This window comes from Janthinobacterium sp. TND4EL3 (assembly GCF_900156175.1).
Lineage (GTDB): Bacteria > Pseudomonadota > Gammaproteobacteria > Burkholderiales > Burkholderiaceae_D > Janthinobacterium.
The window spans coordinates 1-20,794 of record NZ_FTMV01000024.1 but is presented as its reverse complement, the minus strand read 5'-3'; the positions used below and the strand labels follow the sequence as shown (position 1 = coordinate 20,794).

12 protein-coding genes are annotated in these 20,794 nt (G+C 64.4%); 8 read left to right on the top strand and 4 right to left on the bottom strand.

Going from position 1 to position 20,794, the window contains the following annotated elements:
* Nucleotides 1-57: 57 nt before the first annotated feature.
* A complete protein-coding gene (locus BXA07_RS26320) occupies nt 58-2,580 on the top strand; it encodes a TonB-dependent receptor (protein ID WP_076572436.1) in 2,523 nt (840 codons plus the stop codon).
* A gap of 134 nt (nt 2,581-2,714) precedes the next feature.
* Here the strand turns inward: BXA07_RS26320 and BXA07_RS26315 are convergent, their stop codons facing one another.
* Together BXA07_RS26315 and BXA07_RS26310 are read right to left on the bottom strand one after the other, a co-directional pair.
* Nucleotides 2,715-3,185 carry a cyanophycin metabolism-associated DUF1854 family protein gene (locus BXA07_RS26315; protein WP_076572434.1) on the bottom strand — a complete coding sequence of 157 codons (471 nt, stop codon included), beginning with the start codon at nt 3,183-3,185 and terminating at the stop codon, nt 2,715-2,717.
* Nucleotides 3,186-3,187: 2 nt separating this feature from the next.
* The gene (locus BXA07_RS26310) at nt 3,188-5,458 is read right to left on the bottom strand and encodes a cyanophycin metabolism-associated ABC transporter (protein WP_083708560.1); all 2,271 of its coding nucleotides are present in this window, start codon (nt 5,456-5,458) and stop codon (nt 3,188-3,190) included.
* A gap of 467 nt (nt 5,459-5,925) precedes the next feature.
* Between BXA07_RS26310 and cphA (BXA07_RS26305) the strand changes: the two genes are divergently transcribed.
* From cphA (BXA07_RS26305) to BXA07_RS26295, 3 genes are all read left to right on the top strand, one after another.
* Nucleotides 5,926-8,103, top strand: coding sequence for a cyanophycin synthetase (cphA, locus tag BXA07_RS26305; protein WP_076572432.1), 2,178 nt, complete (start codon nt 5,926-5,928; stop codon nt 8,101-8,103).
* A 67-nt stretch (nt 8,104-8,170) separates the two neighbouring features.
* Nucleotides 8,171-10,741 carry a cyanophycin synthetase gene (gene cphA, locus BXA07_RS26300; protein WP_076572430.1) on the top strand — a complete coding sequence of 857 codons (2,571 nt, stop codon included), beginning with the start codon at nt 8,171-8,173 and terminating at the stop codon, nt 10,739-10,741.
* Nucleotides 10,742-10,928: 187 nt separating this feature from the next.
* Nucleotides 10,929-14,084, top strand: a complete 3,156-nt coding sequence (locus tag BXA07_RS26295) for a GGDEF and EAL domain-containing protein (RefSeq protein ID WP_076572429.1) — start codon at nt 10,929-10,931, stop codon at nt 14,082-14,084.
* Between the two features lie 4 nt (nt 14,085-14,088).
* Here the strand turns inward: BXA07_RS26295 and BXA07_RS26290 are convergent, their stop codons facing one another.
* Nucleotides 14,089-14,493, bottom strand: a complete 405-nt coding sequence (locus BXA07_RS26290) for a T3SS (YopN, CesT) and YbjN peptide-binding chaperone 1 (protein WP_076572427.1) — start codon at nt 14,491-14,493, stop codon at nt 14,089-14,091.
* Nucleotides 14,494-14,798: 305 nt separating this feature from the next.
* Between BXA07_RS26290 and BXA07_RS26285 the strand changes: the two genes are divergently transcribed.
* The 4 genes from BXA07_RS26285 (at nt 14,799) to BXA07_RS26270 (ending at nt 20,337) form a co-directional block, all read left to right on the top strand.
* Nucleotides 14,799-17,465, top strand: coding sequence for a TonB-dependent receptor (locus tag BXA07_RS26285; protein ID WP_076572425.1), 2,667 nt, complete (start codon nt 14,799-14,801; stop codon nt 17,463-17,465).
* Between the two features lie 242 nt (nt 17,466-17,707).
* The gene (locus BXA07_RS26280; RefSeq protein ID WP_076572423.1) at nt 17,708-17,992 is read left to right on the top strand and encodes a hypothetical protein; all 285 of its coding nucleotides are present in this window, start codon (nt 17,708-17,710) and stop codon (nt 17,990-17,992) included.
* A gap of 44 nt (nt 17,993-18,036) precedes the next feature.
* A complete protein-coding gene (locus BXA07_RS26275) occupies nt 18,037-18,933 on the top strand; it encodes a MurR/RpiR family transcriptional regulator (RefSeq protein WP_076572421.1) in 897 nt (298 codons plus the stop codon).
* An 81-nt stretch (nt 18,934-19,014) separates the two neighbouring features.
* On the top strand, nt 19,015-20,337 hold the full coding sequence (locus BXA07_RS26270) for an aspartate aminotransferase family protein (RefSeq protein ID WP_076572420.1): 1,323 nt from the start codon (nt 19,015-19,017) through the stop codon (nt 20,335-20,337).
* 6 nt (nt 20,338-20,343) lie between these two features.
* On the opposite strand, the gene BXA07_RS26265 is transcribed toward BXA07_RS26270, so the two are convergent.
* Nucleotides 20,344-20,607: a PAAR domain-containing protein gene (locus tag BXA07_RS26265; protein ID WP_076572418.1), complete on the bottom strand. Its 264-nt coding sequence runs from the start codon at nt 20,605-20,607 to the stop codon at nt 20,344-20,346.
* Between the last annotated feature and the right edge of the window lie 187 nt (nt 20,608-20,794).

Sequence of the window (20,794 nt, the reverse complement as noted above, 5' to 3'; positions counted from 1 at the left end):
TCAAATAGCTAAATAAAAACCTACGGAAACTAAAGTTTCCTAGTTGGAGGATGGACAATGATTGAAAAGAAATTAAGCAAATCCTTGCGCATGATGTTTGCCGGCACTTTGGTCATGAGCGCAGGTTTCATGCACCAGGCCGCCCAGGCGCAAGACGCCAAGGCTGACGAGAAATTGCAGCGCGTCGTCGTGACCGGTTCCGCCATCAAACGCGTGGATGCCGAGACAGCCGCGCCGGTGGAGATTTACAGCAAGAAAGATATCGAGCGCACTGGCGCCACCAGCGTCGCCGAACTGGTGCGCAACCTGGCCTCGATCGACATCGATGACCAGGGCGAACTGAGCGCCAGCTCCCCCTCCGGTTCCGGCACCACCAACATCAAGATGCGTGGCTTGAGCGAACGCAACGTGCTGATCCTCCTGAACGGCCGCCGCCTGCCGACCAATGCGCTGGCTGACGGTTCGGGCGCGGGCGCCGCGGTCGACGTCAACGCCATCCCGCTGAGCGCACTGGAACGCATTGAAATCCTGAAAGACGGCGGTTCGGCCATTTATGGCGCCGATGCGGTCGCCGGCGTGATGAACTTCATCACCAAGAAGAATTACCAGGGGCTGGAAGCGAAAACCAGCTTTGGTCAAAGCTCGCGCTCGGATGCCAAGGAAAAGACCGCCAACCTCGTGTACGGTTTTGGCGACTATGACACCCAGGGCTTCAACGTGCTGGCCACGGTCGACATCTTCAAGCGCGACCCGATCTACCGCAAGGACCGCGACCTGACCAGCTCGGCCGACTTCCGCCGCTTTGGCGGCCCGGATGGCCGCAGCGGCTACCATCCTAGCGGCAATATCAGTGGCGGCGGTACGCTGGTGCCTTGCCCGGCAGGCGATGTAAGCCCGGAAGGCTGCCGTTTTGACGTCAACAAGACCTTGCTGACCTCCACCAACGGCGCCGACCGCACCAGCGGCATGCTGATCGGTAGCCTGAAAATCAGCGACAGCATCCGCGCGTTCGCGGAATTTACCTACTCCGAAAGCAAGGACGACTTTTCATCCCAGCCAGCGCCTGGCAACTTCAAGGTCGGCAACCAGACCGTTGCCGGCCGCTTCATGCAAATGGGTCCGCGCCAGACCAACCGCAAGGGCACGATGACCCAGTTCTCGACGGGGCTGGAAGGCACGACGCGCGGCATCGACTGGGACGTCGCCATTGGCAAGGGCGTGAGCAAGGCCACCAACCGCGATTCAAACTACGCGCACTACGACCTGTTCAACGAAGCGATCGCCAATGGCTCGATCAACCCGACCCGCACCGACAACCCGCAGGCCGCCGTCGACAAGATCCGCCTCACGCCTACGCGCGCCGGCAAGTCTGAACTGACCTTCTTCAACGCCAAGGCATCGGCGCCGATCATGGACCTGGCAGGCGGCGCGATGGCTTACGCCGTCGGTGTGTCGTACAACAAGGAAACGCTGAGCGACCAGCCCGACCAGAACCAGATCGATGGCGTGGTCTTCGGCAGCATCCAGCAGGCTGCCGTGAAGGCGGACCGCAACTCCAAGGGCATCTTCGGCGAACTGTCGATTCCTTTCCTGAAAAACGTTGAAGCGCAAGTGGCCTTGCGCTATGACGACATCTCGAATGTCGGCAGCAAGACCAGCCCGAAACTGGCCTTGCGCTACCAGCCGCTGGACAACCTGATGTTCCGCGGTTCGTATGCGGGCAGCTACCTGGCGCCATCGCTGAAACAGATGTACGGCGGCGTCGATGCGGGCGCCTACACGACCAGCGACGCGGATATCTGCAAAGCCTTCCCATCGATTGCCGGCAATTGCAAAAACTTCGCCTACTACCAGGTCTCAGGCTCCAACAAGGACTTGAAACCTGAAACGGGCAAGACCTACAACCTGGGCGTGGTGTTCTCGCCGGTAAACTCGCTGACAGCCAGCATCGACTTCTTCAAGATTAACAAAAAGAACGAGATCGGCACCTTGACGGAAACCAAGGCGATCGAACTGGGCAACGTGGAAATCAAGAATGGCGACGCGCGCATCCTGCTGAACAACCAGAACCTGGCCACCACCGAAGTGCGCGGTTTCGATACGGACCTGCGTTATACCTCGCCGCAGACAGCATTCGGCAAGTTCACGCTGCGGAATGCGTCCACCATCTACACCCGCATGGACACCCAGGACACGGCGACGGATAAAGAACAAAGCACGATGAAGACGTTCATGAATCCGAAGTACCGCAACACGTTCACGGCCAGCCTGGAAAAGGACAATATGTCCGGCTCCCTGGTCATCCGCACGACGGGCGACATGATCGACTCGGACTTGCGCCGCGACGAAATCAAGCCGGGCACCCGCACGATTCCTTCGCACACGGAAGTGGATCTGACGGGCCAGTACGTGGCAATGCAAAACCTGACCGTCACGGCCGGCATAAAGAACCTGTTCGACAAAATGCCACCGTTTAGCGCGATGGGCGCCGGCAACCAGTACGGCACCCTGGGCTTTGCCCAGCTGTACAACGTGCGCGGCCGTTACTTCTACATCGGTGCAGGCTACAAGTTCATGTAATGTAGCGCAATCCCGGCGGCCTGAAATGGCCGCCGGTACTGCCCCCCGAAAGCCGCACGCCTGTGCGGCTTTTTTCATGCCCGGCAGACGAAAAAAAACCGCTGCAGGCAGCGGTTTTCGGGGAAGCCCAACGCTTACAGGAAGCGGTCGAGTATCTTGCGCGTCGTCTTGTCGATATTGAACATGTCGCGGATCAGGAAGTGGATGCCGTGGTTGTCGGCGATCAAGAGCGACGCGGCGCCGATGCGGCGGATGTCTTCCTCGCCCTTCAGCACGAACTGCGTCTCGCCCCGGTCCGTATCGACGTACCAGGTGCATGGCGTGGCGAAGCTGGAGACGCTTTTCACGCGTGCGATTTCGGGCATGAATTCGCGCCCTTCCAGCTCTTCCTGCAGCAGGCTGCGCGTCGGCGCCGGCAGGGCGTCGAGCCGGTCGATCCACGCCACTTCCTTGCCGTCGCCGAGCACCAGCGAAATGCCTTCGTCCGGCGACTGGATGGGAAAGGCGCGCACGGGCGCCACGCCTTCAAAGACCTGGCCGTCCGCGTCCGTCATCACCAGCTTGCCGAAAGGGTCGCGGTGCAATGTAAAAGTTGTACTGGCCATGCTTATTCCTTGTCATCCAGGGCGAGTTCGTTGTTGCGCGCCTGTGCTTCGTAGAGGCGGAAATAGGCGCCCTCTTTCGCCATCAGTTCATCGTGGCTGCCCACTTCGACGACCTGGCCACGGTCCAGCACCACCAGGCGGTCGGCCCGGTGCAGGGTCGACAGCCTGTGCGCGATGGCGATCGTCGTGCGGCCCTGCACCAGGTTGTCGAGCGCCTTCTGGATCTCTTTTTCCGTTTCCGAGTCCACCGACGATGTCGCTTCATCCATGATCAGGATGCGCGGATCGATCAGCAGGGCACGGGCGATCGAGATGCGCTGGCGTTCGCCGCCGGACAAGCCCTGGCCACGCTCGCCCACCATCGAATCGTAGCCTTGCGGCAGGCGCAGGATGAATTCGTGGGCATGCGCGGCGCGCGCGGCGGCGATGATCTCCTGGCGCGTCGCATGCGGCTTGCCGTAGGCGATATTTTCCGCGATGGTGCCGAAGAACAGGAACGGCTCCTGCAGCACCAGGCCGATGTTGCGGCGGTAGTCGGACACGGCGAACGAGCGGATATCGACGCCGTCGAGCAGAATCGCCCCTTCCGACACGTCATAGAAGCGGCAGATCAGGTTGACCAGCGTACTCTTGCCCGAACCGCTGTGGCCCACCAGGCCGATCATCTCGCCCGCCTTGATGTTCAGGGTGATGCCGCGGTTGACGGCGCGGTTGCCATAACGGAAACCGACTTCGCGCAAATCGATCCTGCCTTCGATCTTCTCCAGTTTGACCGGTTGCGCCGGCTCCGGCACGCTCGACACGTGGTCGAGGATGTCGAAGATGCGCTTGGCGGCGGAAGCCGATTTCTGCGTCACGGAGACGATGCGGCTCATGGAATCGAGACGGCCATAGAAACGCGTGCTGTAGGCGATGAAGGCGGTCAGCACGCCGACGGTGATTTCGCCGCGCGACAGCTGCCAGATGCCGAAGCACCAGATGACCAGCAAACCCATCTCCGTCAGGAAGGAAACGGTGGGCGAGAACAGCGACCAGACCTTGTTCAATTTGTCGTTGACGGCCAGGTTGTGCGCATTGGCGTCGCGGAAGCGGGCCGCTTCGCGTTTTTCCTGCGCAAACGCTTTCACTACACGAATGCCGGGGATGGTATCGGCCAGCACGTTGGTCACTTCGCTCCACACGCGGTCGATCTTTTCAAAGCCCGTGCGCAAACGGTCGCGCACCAGGTGGATCATCCAGGCGATGAACGGCAGCGGCGCCAGGGTCATGATGGCCAGCCACGGGTTCATCGACCACAAGATGACGCCCGTCATGATAATCATCAGCACGTCGGAAGCGAAATCGAGCAAGTGCAGCGACAGGAAGACGCAGATGCGGTCGCTGCCGCTGCCGATGCGCGCCATCAGGTCGCCCGTGCGCTTGCCGCCGAAAAATTCCAGCGACAGTTTCATCAGGTGTTCATACGTGGCCGAGCGCAGGTCGGCGCCCATGCGTTCGGACACCAGGGCCAGCACATAGGTCTTGCCCCAGCCCAGCAGCCAGGCCAGCAGGGCCGAACCGAGCAAGCCGCTCATGTAGTACACCACCAGCCACGGGTCGATATGCTTGCCATTTTGATATGGAATCAGCACATTGTCCATCAGCGGTGCCGTCAGGTAGGGCGGAATCATGTGCGCGGCGGTGCTCAGCAGCATCAACAGGAAGCCCAGCGCCAGCTGGCCGCGGTAGGGGTGGGCGAAGCGCCACAGGCGGAACAGGGTCCAGGTCGATGGCGGCGTATGCAGCACCTTGGCGCAGATCGGGCATTCTTCCTGCTCCGGCTCCAGGGGCGCCTTGCAGCTTGGACACACTTCCTGCTCCGCTTCCAGCACGGGCTGGCCCGTCAAATGGCTGTCGAGGCGCTCGACGAACTGTTCCAGCACGCGGATTGCGTGCAGATTCTGGCCCAAAGTAAAACGCCACGAGGCCAGGCGGCCGTGGTCGTCGAACAGCTCCAGGTGGCCGACACCGGCGTGGTCATGGTGCGTCAGGCGCAGTCCGGGGCGGAAAGACCAGCTTTTCCACGCGTTTTCGCCCGGCGAACGGGCCAGTAAACGCTTCTCAGTGACAACAATTATGCCTTTTGTGAAACGTAATCGCGCATCGAGGTCAACCTCAACGCTACTTAAAACGTTCTCCCCTGGAGAAAGCTTGTTTTCCACTTCCGCCAGCCAGTGTTCCGGCAGCGAAGTGAGGGGAATAGTTGTTGCAGGAACACTCAGTTCAGTTGTCATCGTAAAGCATACTCCGGCTCGAGGCCAAGCCCTTCAGGGCGGGATTTGGGGGATGGGGCAGACGCCCGATCAATGTTTATGTACTGCGCGATGGCGAGGTGGATGCACCAGTGGCAATTTCCTGTATTGTATCGAATGGATGCCTGCCGGTAATGAATGATGGCAAAACGGCGCAAAAAAATGCGCGCTCATCGTACGCAGGCAAGTATACAACAGCCCGCTGTTGCGCAAATGCTCCAGCTTGGCCTGGAGTCGGTAACTTTATAACAAGTATGGCAACAATTAGTAACAATTAGAATGACAACACCAGCAGAATACGAGAAGCAAACGCGACAAGAGGCCGCTAAAAGTGGCACACTGCGCATACCCGGGATAAAGAACCAAGCACGAGCCTGAAAAGACTCTGTAGAGCCAACATAAAGTATCTGGCGCCCAGACGCCTGGCTTGTTATCAAGAAACCACTTACATGATCAAGAAGAAGAACATCGAATTTGCCCGCGTCACCCACTTGCGCGGCCCCAACATCTGGACGTATCGCCCGGTGATTGAAGCCTGGGTCGACATCGGCGAACTGGAAGACTATCCATCCAATACCCTGCCCGGCCTGTACGAGCGCCTGGTGGCGTGGCTGCCCGGCATGATCGAGCACCGCTGCGGCGTGGGCGAACGGGGCGGCTTTTTCGAGCGCCTGCGCGAAGGCACGTGGGCGGCCCACATCCTCGAACATGTGGTGCTGGAACTGCAAAACCTGGCCGGCATGCGCACGGGCTTCGGCCAGACGCGCTCGACCAGCCAGCGTGGCGTCTACAAGATGGCCTTCCGCACGCGCGAAGAGCACGTGGGCCGCGCCGCCCTGGCCGCCGCGCGCGAACTGCTGATGGCCGCCATCAACGATGAAGCCTACGACCTGGAAGCAGCGCTGGCGCCGCTGCGCGACATGGTCGATTCGCGCTGCCTGGGCCCGAGCACGGCCAGCATCGTCGATGCCGCCACCGAGCGCCGCATCCCTTCGCTGCGCCTGAACGACGGCAACCTGGTGCAGCTGGGCCACGGCGCCGCGCAGCGCCGCATCTGGACGGCCGAAACAGACCGCACCAGCGCCATTGCCGAAGGCATCGCCAGCGACAAGGACCTCACCAAATTCCTGCTCAAATCGTGCGGCGTGCGCGTGCCTGAAGGCAGCCTGGTGCGCAGCGCCGAAGCGGCCTGGGAAGAAGCGCAGGACATCGGCGTGCCCGTCGTCGTCAAGCCGTATGACGGCAACCATGGCCGCGGCGTGTCGCTCAACCTGATGACGGAAAGCGACGTCAAGGCCGCCTACGAACTGGCCGCGCGCAAGGGCGACAGCTCGGCCGTGCTGGTGGAAAGCTTCATCACGGGCGACGAACACCGCCTGCTCGTCGTTGGCAACAAACTGATCGCAGCCGCCAAGGGCGAATCGCTGTGGGTCGACGGCGACGGCGTGTCGACCGTGCTGGAACTGGTGAACACGCAGATCAATATCGACCCGCGCCGCGGCGAAGGCGAGGACTTCCCCTTGGGTACCGTCAAGCCGCACGAATCGGGCGAGATCATCCTCGAACTGCAGCGCCAGGGCATGACCGCCCTGTCCGTGCCGCAGGCGGGCCAGAAAGTGCTGATCCAGCCGAACGGCAACGTGGCCATCGACGTCACCGACGACGTGCATCCATCCGTCGTGCATGCGGCCCTGCTGGCCGCCCGCGTCGTGGGCCTCGATATCGCCGGCATCGACCTGGTGACGAAGGATATTACCCGTCCGCTGGAAGAACAGCGCGGCGCCATCATCGAAGTCAATGCCAGCCCCGGCCTGCTGGCGCACATCAAGCCAGGCGTGGGCCAGCCCCGCCCTGTCGGCGCGGCCATCGTCGACCACCTGTTCACGCCCGAGGAAACGGGCCGCATTCCGCTGATCGGCGTGACGGGCACGCGCGGCACCAGCCTGATCGTGCGCATGCTGTGCAAGCTGCTCAACCTGTCGGGCCTGCACACGGGCGCCGTCTGCAGCGAAGGCATGTACCTGGACCAGCGCCGCGTCGTCAGCAGCGATTGCGTGAACTGGGATGCGGGCCAGCGCCTGCTGCTCAACCGCACCGTGCAGACAGCCCTGTTCGAGAGCAATCCGCGCATGATCCTGGCCGAAGGCCTGGCCTACGACAAGTGCCAGATCGGCGTTGTCACGGACATGGGCAGTTTGGAGAGCGTCAAGGATTTCGACGTTCTCGATGAAGCGGGCCTGTACAAGGTCGTGCGCAGCCAGGTGGACGTGGTCGTGCCGACGGGTGTGGCCGTGCTCCATGCGGCCCACCCGCAAGTGCTGGAACTGGCCGATCTGTGCGACGGCACGGTGACCTTGTATGCGCAGGACGGCGGCCTGCCGGCACTCGCGGCGCAACTGGCCGCCGGCCAGCGCGCCGTGTTCGTGCGCGGCAACCACATCGTGCTGGCCGAAGGCGCCATCGAAACGGTCTTGCTGTGCCTGGACCTGCTGAAACCGGCCACCGCCGGCAATGTCGACAGCGTGCTGGCAGTCGCCGCCGCCGCCTGGGCCCTGAACCTGCCCGTCGACCTCATTTGCGCCGGCTTGCGTACCTTCGACGCGGCCCCCGGCTGCATCGGGAACTAAGGCAAAGCAGCACTCAAGCCCGGCTACGGCCGGGCCCACAAGAACACAACAGGATTACGGTTTAATTATGGAAGTATCTCGCGTACGGGCCTTGCGGGGCCCCAACCTCTGGAGCCACGACACCGCCGTGGAAGCCATTGTTTCCTGCACCACGCAGGAACTCGACATCGCCCAGCTGCCCGGCTTCGAAGCCCGCCTGCGCGCACTCTTTCCGCAACTGAGCCCGCTGCAACCGCTGGGCAATTACAACGCCGCGCCGATGGCGCAGGTGCTGGAACTGGCGGCGCTGGGCCTGCAGGCGCAAGCCGGCTGCCCCGTCACCTTCAGCCGCACCACGCCGACCCTGGAAACGGGCATCTTCCAGGTCGTCGTCGAGTACTCGGAAGAAGCCGTCGGTCGCCTGGCCCTGGAACTGGCGCAGCAGCTGTGCCGCGCCGCGCTCGACGACGCGCCGTTCGACCTGGCCGGCGCCCTGCACCAGTTGCAGGAACTCGATGAAGACGTGCGCCTGGGCCCTTCGACGGGCGCCATCGTGAACGCCGCCGTGGCGCGCAACATCCCGTTCCGCCGCCTGACCGAAGGCAGTCTGGTGACGTTCGGCTGGGGCAGCAAACAGCGCAAGATCCAGGCCGCCGAAATGGACGGCACCAGCGCCATTGCCGAAGCCATCGCGCAGGACAAGGAATTGACGAAAAAACTGCTCGATTCGGCCGGCGTGCCCGTGCCGCAAGGCCGCGTCGTCGTCGATGCGGACGACGCCTGGGCAGCCGCCTGCGACATCGGCCTGCCCGTCGTCGTGAAACCCAAGGACGGCAACCAGGGCAAGGGCGTCACCGTCAACATCACCACGCGCGAGCAATTGACGGCCGGCTTCATCGCGGCGCAGGAATTCCGCGACGACATCCTCGTCGAACGCTATTTGCCGGGCCACGATTTCCGTTTGCTCGTCATCGGCAACAAGATGGTGGCAGCGGCCCGCCGCGACCCGCCGCAAGTGGTGGGCGACGGCCAGCACACGGTGCGCGAACTGGTCGACCAGGTCAACCTGGACCCGCGCCGCGGCAGCGGCCACGCTACTTCGCTGACGAAGATCCGCTTCGACGACATCGCCCTGGCCAGCCTGGCCAAGCAGGGCTACGTGGCCGACTCCGTGCCGCCCGTGGGCCAGCGCGTCATCCTGCGCAATAACGCCAACCTGTCGACAGGCGGCTCGGCCACCGACGTCACCGTCGACGTGCACCCGGAAGTGGCGGCGCGCGCCGTCGCCGCTGCGCACATGGTGGGCCTCGATATCTGCGGCGTGGACGTCGTCTCCGACAGCGTATTGAAACCGTTGGAAGAACAGAACGGCGGCATCGTCGAAGTGAACGCCGCACCGGGCTTGCGCATGCACCTGGCGCCCTCGTTCGGCAAGCCGCGCCCCGTGGGCGAAGCCATCATCGCCGCCATGTTCGCCGAAGGCGACGATGGCCGCATCCCCGTCGTTGCCGTCACAGGCACCAACGGCAAGACCACCACCGTGCGCCTGATCGCCCATCTGCTCACCACCTCGGGCCTGCGCACCGGCATGACGAACACGGATGGGGTATACATCGAAGGCCGGCAAATCGACAGCGGCGACTGCAGCGGCCCGCGCAGCGCGCGCAACGTGCTGCTGCACCCGGACGTGGACGCGGCCGTGTTCGAGACGGCGCGCGGCGGCATGCTGCGCGAAGGCCTGGCTTTTGATCGCTGCCAGGTCGCCGTGGTAACGAATATCGGCGCCGGCGACCACCTGGGACTGAACTACATCACCACCGTGGAAGACCTGGCGGTATTGAAGCGCGTGATCGTGCAGAACGTGGCCGACAGCGGCGTGGCCGTGCTGAACGCCACCGACCCGGCCGTGGCGCGCATGGCCAAGAATTGCAGCGGCACGGTGACCTTCTTCGCGGCCGACAAGACGCATCCCGTGATGGCCACGCACCGCGCGCAGGGCAACCGCGTCGTGTTCGTCGAAGACGGCAAACTGGTCGCGGCGCAGGGCCAGGAACGCCACGAAATCGCCCTGTCACAGGTGCCCATCACGCGCAATGGCGCCATCGGCTTCCAGGTCGACAACGTCATGGCTTCGCTGGCCGCCGCCTGGGCCGTGGGCCTGGACTGGAAAACCATCGCGCTGGGCCTGAAAACCTTTGCCAATGAAGCCGACAATGCGCCGGGCCGCTTCAACGTGTTCGACTATCGTGGCGCCACCCTGATCGCCGACTACGGCCACAATCCGGACGCCATCCTGGCGCTGGTGCAGGCCGTGGAAAGCATGCCGGCCAAGCGCCGTTCGGTGGTCATCAGCGGCGCCGGCGACCGCCGCGACGAAGACATCCGCCAGCAGACGGAAATCCTCGGCGCCGCCTTCGACGACGTGCTGCTGTACCAGGACCAGTGCCAGCGCGGCCGCGCCGACGGCGAAGTGGTGGCATTGCTGCGCCAGGGCCTCGACGGCGCCAAGCGCACCAGCCATATCGATGAAATCAACGGCGAATTCGTCGCCATCGACAAGGCCCTGGCCCGCCTGAACGAAGGCGACCTGTGCCTGATCCTGATCGACCAGGTGGAAGAAGCGCTGGCGCACATCGCCATGCGCGTCGCCGAAGCGTAACCGCGCCTGCATGGCGCACAAGGGCGGCCTGCGGGCCGCCCTTTTTCTTTGCCGCCGTGCCTGCGCACCAGCGTGGGGCACGCATCGGCGAAAACGCCTGCGCAGGCACCTTGCAAGCTTGTAAATTCAGGCATGAAAATTGCTGATAAGAAAACACAAACTTGGGTGACGAGAAGGCGGTGTACGCATGGTGGGCAGAATCTCGCGGTTGATCGGCAAGCTGACGGTGGGGCGCAAACTGGCGCTGATCTATTTACTGGACCTGTCTGCCGTCATCTTCATCTCCGGCATCCTCATTAACGAAAAATATATCGCCATCGACTTTTCGCGCAAGGAAATGACAGGCAATGCCTACATCGCCGTGATCCGCGACGCGCTGCTATCGCTGTCACGCATGGACACGCCGGCCAAGGCGCAGGCGGCGGCGCTCGGACTGGCCGAGCGCCAGTTCGGCAGCGGCATGCGCAGCGCCGAATTGAACGGCGAACTCGCCGCCCTGCTGCGCCAGTCCGGCGATACGCCCGCTGCCCATGGCGGCATCGGGCCCTCGCCCGCCTTTGCGGCCGGGCGCGAACTGCTCACGCGCGTGGGCAACCAGTCCAACCTGATCCTCGACCCGGACCTGGACAGCTACTACACCATGTCGCTGGTGATCCTGCGCTTTCCCGAACTGCTGGAAGTGATCAACAGCACGCGCGACCTGGCGCTGCAGCTGGCGACAAGCGAAGGCGCCCAGCGCCAGCGCATGCTGACCCAGTTCCTGATCCTCGAAGGGCGCATGGACGCCACCATGGGCGGCATCCACAGCGACTACACGGAAGCATTTGCCGCAAGCGCGCCGCTGCTGCGCCAGCATCTGGACGGTTCGCGCGCGGCGCTGCAGCAGGCCGTGGCGCAATTTCGCGCCAGCACCCAGGCGCTGGCCGGCGCACGAACCGGTCCCGCCGGCATGCAGGAACTGCTGCGCCGCAATGCGGTGGCCCTCGCCGCGCTGCGCCTGGCATGGAGCGATGCGGCCAACGAACTGCAGCGCCTGATCCAGCTGCGCGTGGATGGCTTTTTCACGCGCATGTGGCTGCACCTGGGCACGGCCGTGCTGCTGCTGGCGATGATACTGGGTCTGGTGTTTTTCGTCGCGCGGCAGATCGCCCTGCCCATCCGGCGCCTGGCGCGCGTGGCGCAGGACGTGCGCGAAACGGGCGACCATAGCCTGCGCGCCGTCTGGGACAGCGAGGATGAGACGGGGCGCCTGGTGAGCGCCTTCAATACCATGCTGCAGCAGCTCGACTTCCAGCGCATGGCGCAGCAGGACCTGGTGGCACGCGCCAGCGCGGCCGACGCGCAGCGCGAGCTGGTCGACGCCATTCCCATCCCGCTGATGGTCACCTCGATCCCGCACCACCGCGTGCTGCATGCAAACCAGGCCGCGCATGGCTGGCAGGGCGGCATGGAACTCGATCCCTGGGTCGGCGGCATGAGCGCGCAAGCCCGGTCACGCTTCTTCCAGCGCTTGAGCGACCTGGGCGCCGTCGATGAATTCGAGGTCTCCTGGGGCGGCGGCGGAACACGCACCTGGGCCCTGATTTCGGCACGCCTGATCGACTACCAGGGCCAGCGCGCCGTGCTGTCGACCTTCACGCCGATCAACAAGACCAAGCTGATGGAGTCGCGCCTGGAACTGTGGGCCAAGGTCTTCGAGGCGTCGGCCGAAAGCCTGATCGTGATGGACGCCGACATGCGCATCGTTACCGTCAACCTGGCCTTCCGCCGCCATTCGCAGTACGACATGGTGGAACTGATCGGCAAGCGCCCGGCCTTCCTGCTGGCGCCCGACAACCCTCCCGAGCAAATCGACAACCTGCGCCAGACGCTGGCGCGGCGCGGCTACTGGCAGGGCGAAATCTCGGTGCAGCGCAAGTCGATGGAAAGCTATCCGGCCTGGCTGGTGATGAACGCCGTGCGCGACCTCGACGGCGTCACCACGCACTTCATCGCCAGCTCGCTCGACATCAGCGAACGCAAGGCCAGCGAGCGGCAGATCGAGCACATGGCCCACCACGACGCGCTGACGGGACTGGCGAACCGCCATGTGTCGAAGCTGCGCCTGGCGGCCGCCATCGCGCAGGCGCGCCGCAGCGGCGAAAAAGTGGGGGTGCTGTTCGTCGACCTCGACCGCTTCAAGCACGTCAACGACGCGCTGGGCCACCACGTGGGCGACGCCCTGCTGCAATCGGTATCGGCTCGCCTGCTGCAGCTGGTGCGCGAGGGCGACACCGTCAGCCGCCTGGGCGGCGACGAATTCGTCATCATCCTCAATGGCATCGGCGACGCCGCCGCCATCGGCGACCTGCTCGACGACCGCCTCATCCCCGCCATGCGCCAGCCGCATCAGGTGGAGGGCAGCGAGCTGTATGTCTCGTGCAGCGTGGGCGTAGCCATCTACCCGGACCACGGCGCCGACATGGATACCCTGATGCGCCATGCCGATACGGCCATGTACCAGGCCAAGAGCGGGGGGCGCGACCATGCGCGCATGTTCACGCCGCGAATGGAAGAACAGCAGTTGCAGCAGCTGCACCTGGAATCCGACCTGCGCCACGCCATCGAACGCGACGAACTGGTGCTGTACTACCAGCCGCGCGTCGATGCGAAAAACAGCCGCCTGAACGGCGTGGAAAGCCTGCTCCGCTGGCAGCATCCGCAACGGGGACTGATCGCGCCGGACAGCTTCATCCCCGCAGCGCAGGAATCGGGCCTGATCGTGCCCATCGGCGCCTGGGTCATCCGCGAAGCGTGCCGCCAGCACGTGGCCTGGCGCGAAGCCGGTGCGGGCGATATCGGCGTATCGGTCAACCTGTCGGCCATCCAGTTGAAACATGGCGGCCTGCTGGCCACCTTGCGCGAGGTACTGCGCGAATTTCCCATCGCGCCGGGCCTGATCGAATTCGAGCTGACGGAGTCGATCCTGATGGAAAACGTGGGCGACACCATCGCTACCCTGCACGCCATCAAGGCGCTGGGCTTTGCGCTGTCGATCGACGATTTCGGCACCGGCTATTCGAGCCTGAATTACCTGTGCCGCTTCCCGCTCGACAAGCTGAAAATCGACATGAGCTTCGTGCAGAACATCCACAATTCGCCGCAGAACCTGGCCGTCACGAAGGCCATCATCGGCCTGGGTCATACCCTGGGCTTGACGGTGACGGCCGAAGGCGTGGAAAGCGCGGCCGATGCCGAAGTGCTGCGCCAGGCCGGCTGCGACGAACTGCAGGGATTTTACTTTGCCAGGCCCATGCCGCACGGGCAGCTGGCGGCGTGGCTGGCGCAGGACTGCACGGCCTGACGCCTTACTCCGCGCTGGCGCGCATTTCACTGGCGAACAGCGAGGCCGCATGCGCCATCGAACGCGTGGCGCGCGCCAGGAAATGCGCCCAGTGCTGCTGTTCCAGCAGCAGCATCTCGATGCAGAACCACACCTGGCCGCGCACCACGTGGCCCTTCACCAGCTTGATGCGGCGGTTGACTTCATCGAGCGCCGCCAGCACGCGCTGCTGCTCCTGCGGCGAATCGATCGGCCAGACATTCGGCAGCAGCAGTTTGCCAAACTGGACATCGTCGGCGTCCAGGCACAGCACATACCCCATGCCCTCGAAGCGGAAAACGATATCGCCATCGCTATCGGTCTGCGCCGGGTAGCCCTCCGCGCGCAGGTGCTGCAGCAGGAATTCGGTGGCGGTGGTGAGTGTGGTCATGGATGATCCTTTCAGTGAGTGGGATGGCGGCGCACATCATGGGCGCCACTGCATCACCACCTCAACGCGGCCGGCCGCAAAAAATACAAAACTATTTTCCGCCCCTGTGGAGTGCTTGCAACGCACGCGCGCCTGCCGCCAGGGCGCATGGATGCAGCAGGGATACCGGAATTGATATTGACATCGCAAAAGAAGTCATTTGTGGGGCAAAGTCATTCCCCATACCATGTTTCTTGAGCAAGTTTCAGCTCTGGCGGCGACTGCCGCAGCGTTCTCAACATAACTAAAATACAGGTGGAGACAAGATGGACAGATTGATAGCAACGGGCACCCGCACGTCCCGGCACAACACACGGCTGACCTTGAAGGCCACGGTGGCCGCGCTGGCCGGCGCCGGCCTGCTGAGCAGCGCTTCCGTGTGGGCGCAGCAGGCGCCCGCCGCGGAGCCGCCGGCGGCAGAAGTGGCAGAAACAGCGCCTGCTGCGACGCCAGCCGACAGCGGCATCGCGGTGGTGGCCGTCACGGGCGTGCGCCGGGCGGCACAGAGCGCGCAGACGATCAAGAAGAATAATGACCAGGTGGTCGACTCCATCGTCGCCGATGAAATCGGCAAATTCCCCGACAAGAACGTGGCCGAAATCCTCGGCCGCGTGACGGGCGTGCAGATCCGCCGCGAAGGCGGCGAAGCCGGTTCCGTCATCATCCGCGGCTTGCCCGGCGTCGTGACCCTGCTCAATGGCCGCGAAATGTTCACGTCCGTGGGCCGCAGCCTGTACCTGGCCGACATCCCGACGGCCATGCTGCAGCGCGTGGACGTGTATAAATCGCAGGGCGCCGACATGGTCGAAGGCGGCACGGCCGGCGTGATCGACGTGCGCACCAACCGCCCCTTCGATTTCAAGGGTTTTACCGCCTCGGGCAATGTGCGCGCCGAGCACCGCGACAAGTCCGGCTCGACGGACCCGAACGTCAGCGGCATGGTCTCGAACCGCTGGAAGACGCCATACGGCGAATTCGGCGCCTTGCTCGGCCTGTCCTACCAGCGCAGCAAATACTATGACGAGACGATCTGGAACGCCGAACCCGTCAAGCGCCCCGAAGCGGGCAATATCACGGGCCCCGATTCCGTCGGCATGATCCCGACCGTGGGCGACCGCAAGCGCTACGCGGCAAATGCCGCCTTCCAGTGGCGCCCGAACTCGCAGGTCGAAGTGTATGCGGAAGGCATGTCGACCCTGATCAAGCATGCGTTCGACAGCCAGTTCTTCGTCGGTTCGCTGCCCTGGGGACAAAATCCCGACATCACGCTGATCCCCGGCACCAACCAGGCTGGCACGGTAGGCAAGATCGACGGCCCGTGGTCGCCGTTCACGCTCGGTTCGACCCAGGCGCGGCGCGACCGCTCGATCGGTTCGCAAGGCGCCATCGGCGCGCGCTGGGACGTGACGCCGCAATTGCGCGTGACGACGGAACTGGCGCGCACGGTGAGCAACTTCGAGCGCGAATTCCCCATCCTCGACTTCCTCGCCCATCCGACCAGCGTCATCGGCAGCACGAATGTGAACGGCGGCGCGCAGATCAGCTACCCCGGCTACAACATGGCCGATCCGAAGAACTACACCCTGCTCGGCTTCTACGACAACCACAGCCACGACGAAGGCAGCTCCACCGACTGGCGCGCGGACGCCACCTACGACATGGACAGCACGGGCTTCTTCCGTGAATTCTCCACGGGCGTGCGCATCGCCAAGCGCAAGGCCGAATCGATCCGCGAAAAGAACGTGCAGGGCGGCCTGTCCTCGCCCATCACCGCCGACAGCATTCCCGGCCTGGCCTGCACCTCGCACCAGAACACGGGCAACTTCGGCCTGCAAAGCTGGATCACGCCCTGCCGCGATTTCATGCTCAACAACACGGCCCTGCTGCGCCAGCTGTTTACGGGCAGCAGCGAACGCAGCCCGGAAGATCCGCTGACGCACTTCCAGGACGTGGAAAAAACCAATGCCGTCTACGGCAAGGCGCGCATCGGCTTCGACCTGGGCGCGGTGCCGTTCGACGGCACCCTGGGCGTGCGCGTGGTGCAGACCAAGCAGGACCTGCAGGGCAATTCCTCGCAAAACGGTGTCATCTCGCCCGTGCGCGTGAATACTTCCGACACGGATGTCCTGCCCAGCATGACCTTGAAAGCCATGCTGCGCCAGGACCTGATCGGCCGCATGACGGCGGGCAAGGCGATCCAGCGCGCCAACTTCGCCGACTTCAATCCCGGCGTGACCCTGAGCCAGAGCCTGGACATGGTGCGCCCGACGGGCGGCGGCGGCAACCCGGACCTGAAGCCCGTGGAAGGCAAGAACCTGGACCTGGCTCTGGAATGGTACTTCGCGCCGACGGGTTCCGTCACGGCCACCGTGTTCCGCCACAACTTCAAGAACTACATCCTGTCCGGCTCGGCCAAGGAAACCTACAACGGCATCGAATACGACATCACGCGTCCGCGCAATACCTCGAAGGGCCACTTGCAGGGCATGGAGATGGCCTACCAGCAGTTCTATGACAAGCTGCCTGGCTGGATGAAAGGGCTGGGCCTGCAGGCCAACGCCACCTACATGACGGGCGAACTGGAAGAGGTGGATGGCAACTCGCATCCATTCACGGGCATGTCGAAATGGTCGGCCAACGTCGTCGGCCTGTACGAGCAGGGCCCGTGGTCGGCACGCCTGGCCTACAGCTGGCGCGACAAGTTCGTCGACGACTACAACTACCGCGGCAAGGGCATCCACCTGACCGTGGCGCCGACGAAGACCCTGGACGCGTCGATCTCGTACAAGATCAACCCGACCATGACGGTGACGCTGGACGCCAACAACCTGCTCGACTCGACCTACCACGACTATCACGACACGCCGGAGTATGTGCGCGACGTGCGCCGGTATGACAAGGTCGTCGGTTTGTCATTACGTTGGAGCTTGTGACAGTGACCTGAGCAAACCGGCCGCGCGGCGCGCCGCGCGCCGGCGATGGTTTGCTCAGGCATAGAAACAGCACTGCCAATCAGAGTTTTTTCTTCCTTGCGAGGGTTTTCAGCGCCAGCCGGCAACGGTTGGCGTTTTTTTGCCTTGTGGCATCTCTTCGCCATGGGAATTGATTTAGCGCAAGATGGGAAACCGCGCGCCTTTTATGCTGTCAGCTCGACCATCCTACCCGGCGACAGCACATGCGCGATGCGCGGCCCATCGATGCCCAATTATTCCAGCCCGACATTCCCATGCGGCTGGACATGCGCACGGCGGCGCTGGTCGAACATGCGCTGGCCCTGCAGGAAATGGCCGGCACGGGTGCCGCCGCCCTGTTCCTGCACTGCCACGACGTGCCGCTGGCCACCGCCTTGCGTGTGCTGACGACGGGACCGCGCCGCCAGCCGGCCGGGCCGCACCTGTTTGCCCGCCTGCGTCCGCGCACGGCGGCCCTGGCGCCAGGCTTGCCGCTACCGGTGCGCTGACGAATCCTGTACCATCGCCGCAACGTATTGAATGAGGCACGGCGATGCAGGCAGCGACACCCCCCGATAACCATGCGGCATTGATGGCCCTGATCAAGGCGCGCCATGCGGAACTGAGCCCGCAATTCCAGGCCGGCGCGCGCTACCTGGCCGACCATCCGGACGACGTGGCCGTGTTGTCGATGCGCAGCATCGCCACGCGGGCCCGGGTGCAATCGGCCGCCCTCGTGCGCCTGGCGCAGCAGCTGGGCTTTGCCGGCTGGCCCGAGCTGAAAGCCCTCTTCGTCGAACGCCTGCGCGCAGGGCCGGCCGGCTACGCGGCCAAGGCCGATGCGCTGGCCGGCAAGGAAGGGCAGGAGCGCGACCTCATCGCCGACGTCTTCACGGCGCAGCAGCGCAACCTGGCCGCCACGGAAAGCGCCAGCCACGCCGCCCTGGACGCGGCCGCCAGCCTGCTGCAGGCGGCGCCGCGCGTGCACGTGGCCGGCTTTCGCGCCGCCCACCCCATCGCCTACACCCTGCATTACCTGTACCGGCTGCTGCGCCCCAGCGTGCAGCTGCTGAGCGGCCAGGGCGGCACGCTGGAAATGGACTTGCGCGCCCTGCAGGCGGGCGAAGCCGTCGTCGTCGTCAGCTTCGCGCCGTATTCCAGCGAAGCGCTGCTGGTGGCGCAGGCGGCGCGCCAGGCCGGCTGCCAGGTGGTCGCCATCAGCGACAGCGCCATCTCGCCGCTGGCCCTGCAGGCCGACGCCAGCATCGTCATCGCCGTCGACAGCCCCTCCTTCTTCCCCTCCATCGTGGCCGGCATCGCCGCCGTGGAAAGCCTGGCGGAATTGCTGGTGGCGCGCGCGGGACCGGATGCCGTGCAGGCCATCGGTGCGGCGGAAAGCCAGTTGCGGGCACTGGGCGCCTACGCAAAAACATCAAATGATGCAAATTAAAAACAAATACATCAAATGTTGCATCGCGACGCGGCGCGTCCTATAATCGGCTTTCCCCTTTGCCGATATGAAAGCGATGCCATGAGCCATGTCTTCCACCGCAGCCTGACCGCCAGCTACCCTGTCGCCGCCGGTGGCGACGGGCCCTACCTGGTCGATGCCGACGGCAAGCGCTACCTGGACGCCTGCGGCGGTGCCGCCGTCTCCTGCCTCGGCCATTCGGATGCGGCCGTGATCGCCGCCGTACAGCGGCAGATTGCCACGATGGCCTACGCGCACAGCTCCTTCTTTACCAGCGCACCGATGGAAGAACTGGCCGACTTTCTCGTCGCCCGGGCGCCTGCCGGCATCGACAGCGTGTATTTCGTCTCGGGCGGCTCGGAAGCCGTGGAAAGCGCCTTGAAGATGGCGCGCCAGTATTTCGTCGAGCGGGGCCAGCCACAGCGCCGCCACGTCATCGCCCGCCGCCAGAGCTATCACGGCAACACCCTGGGCGCCCTGGCGACGGGCGGCAACGCCTGGCGCCGGCAGCAGTTCGAACCGCTGCTGATCGGCGTGACCCACGTGTCGCCCTGCTACGCCTGGCGCGACCAGGCGCCCCATGAAACGGATGGCGACTACGTGACGCGCCTGGGCCAGGAACTGGAAGACAATATCGTCGCACTGGGTGCGGAGAACGTCATGGCCTTCATCGCCGAACCCGTCGTCGGCGCCACGGCCGGCGCCCTGCCCGCCGTCGCCGGCTATTTTGCGCGCATGCGCGCCATCTGTCAGCGCCACGGCATCCTGTTGATCCTCGACGAAGTCATGTGCGGCATAGGCCGCACGGGCAGCCTGTTCGCCTGCGAGCAGGAAGGCATCACGGCCGACCTCATCTGCATCGCCAAGGGCCTGGGCGCCGGCTACCAGCCCATCGGCGCCGTGATGGTGTCCAAGGACATCCGCGAGACCATCCGCGCCGGCACGGGCTTCTTCCAGCATGGCCACACGTACATCGGCCACGCCACGGCCTGCGCCGCCGCCCTGGCCGTGCAGCAACAGATCGAGGAACGCGATTTATTGGCCAACGTGCGCACCATGGGCGGCTTGCTGCAACAGCGCCTGCGCCAGCGCTTCGGCGACCATGCGCACGTGGGCGACATCCGCGGCCGCGGCCTGTTCCTGGGCCTGGAACTGGTGCAGGAGCGCACCAGCAAGCAGCCGTTCGACCCGGCCCGCCGCCTGCACGCGCGCATCAAGGCGCAAGCCATGCAAAACGGACTGATGTGCTACCCCATGGGCGGCACCATCGACGGCTTGCACGGCGACCACATCCTGCTGGCGCCGCCCTACATCATCGACGCCAGCCACGTCGATGAAATCGTCGACAAGCTGGGCACGGCCATCGACGCCTGCGTGGGCTGACCGTCTCTAGCCGCGCCCGCTGTTGCCCACGGTGGACATCAGGCTGGCGCCGCAGCTGGTCTTGTGCCCATCAAACGCCACGGGCACGCCATCGATCAGCACTTGCGGATCGCCCTCGGCGATCACGCAGCGCACGTGCCCCTTGATGGGGCAGGTGCAAGGATCGCCCTTGCGCGCCACGGCCACGCCCAGCACCGTGCTGTCCGGCGCCGCGCCCACCACCTTACCGCCGTGGCTGGTAGGATCGTTCAAGCGGATTACGCCGCGCATATCGCCTCCTGATCGCGTTTCACTGTGAAAACCCCTGGTAATACTCGGGCGCATCGTGGCGCAAGCCCCACCAGGGCAGATACGCGTGATTACCGCTGCGCGCGCGGAACCACGGCTTGCCGGGCTGGATCGGCCGCACGACGGCGGGCGGCGCCACCACCAGCGCCACGGGGGCGGACAGGTCGCT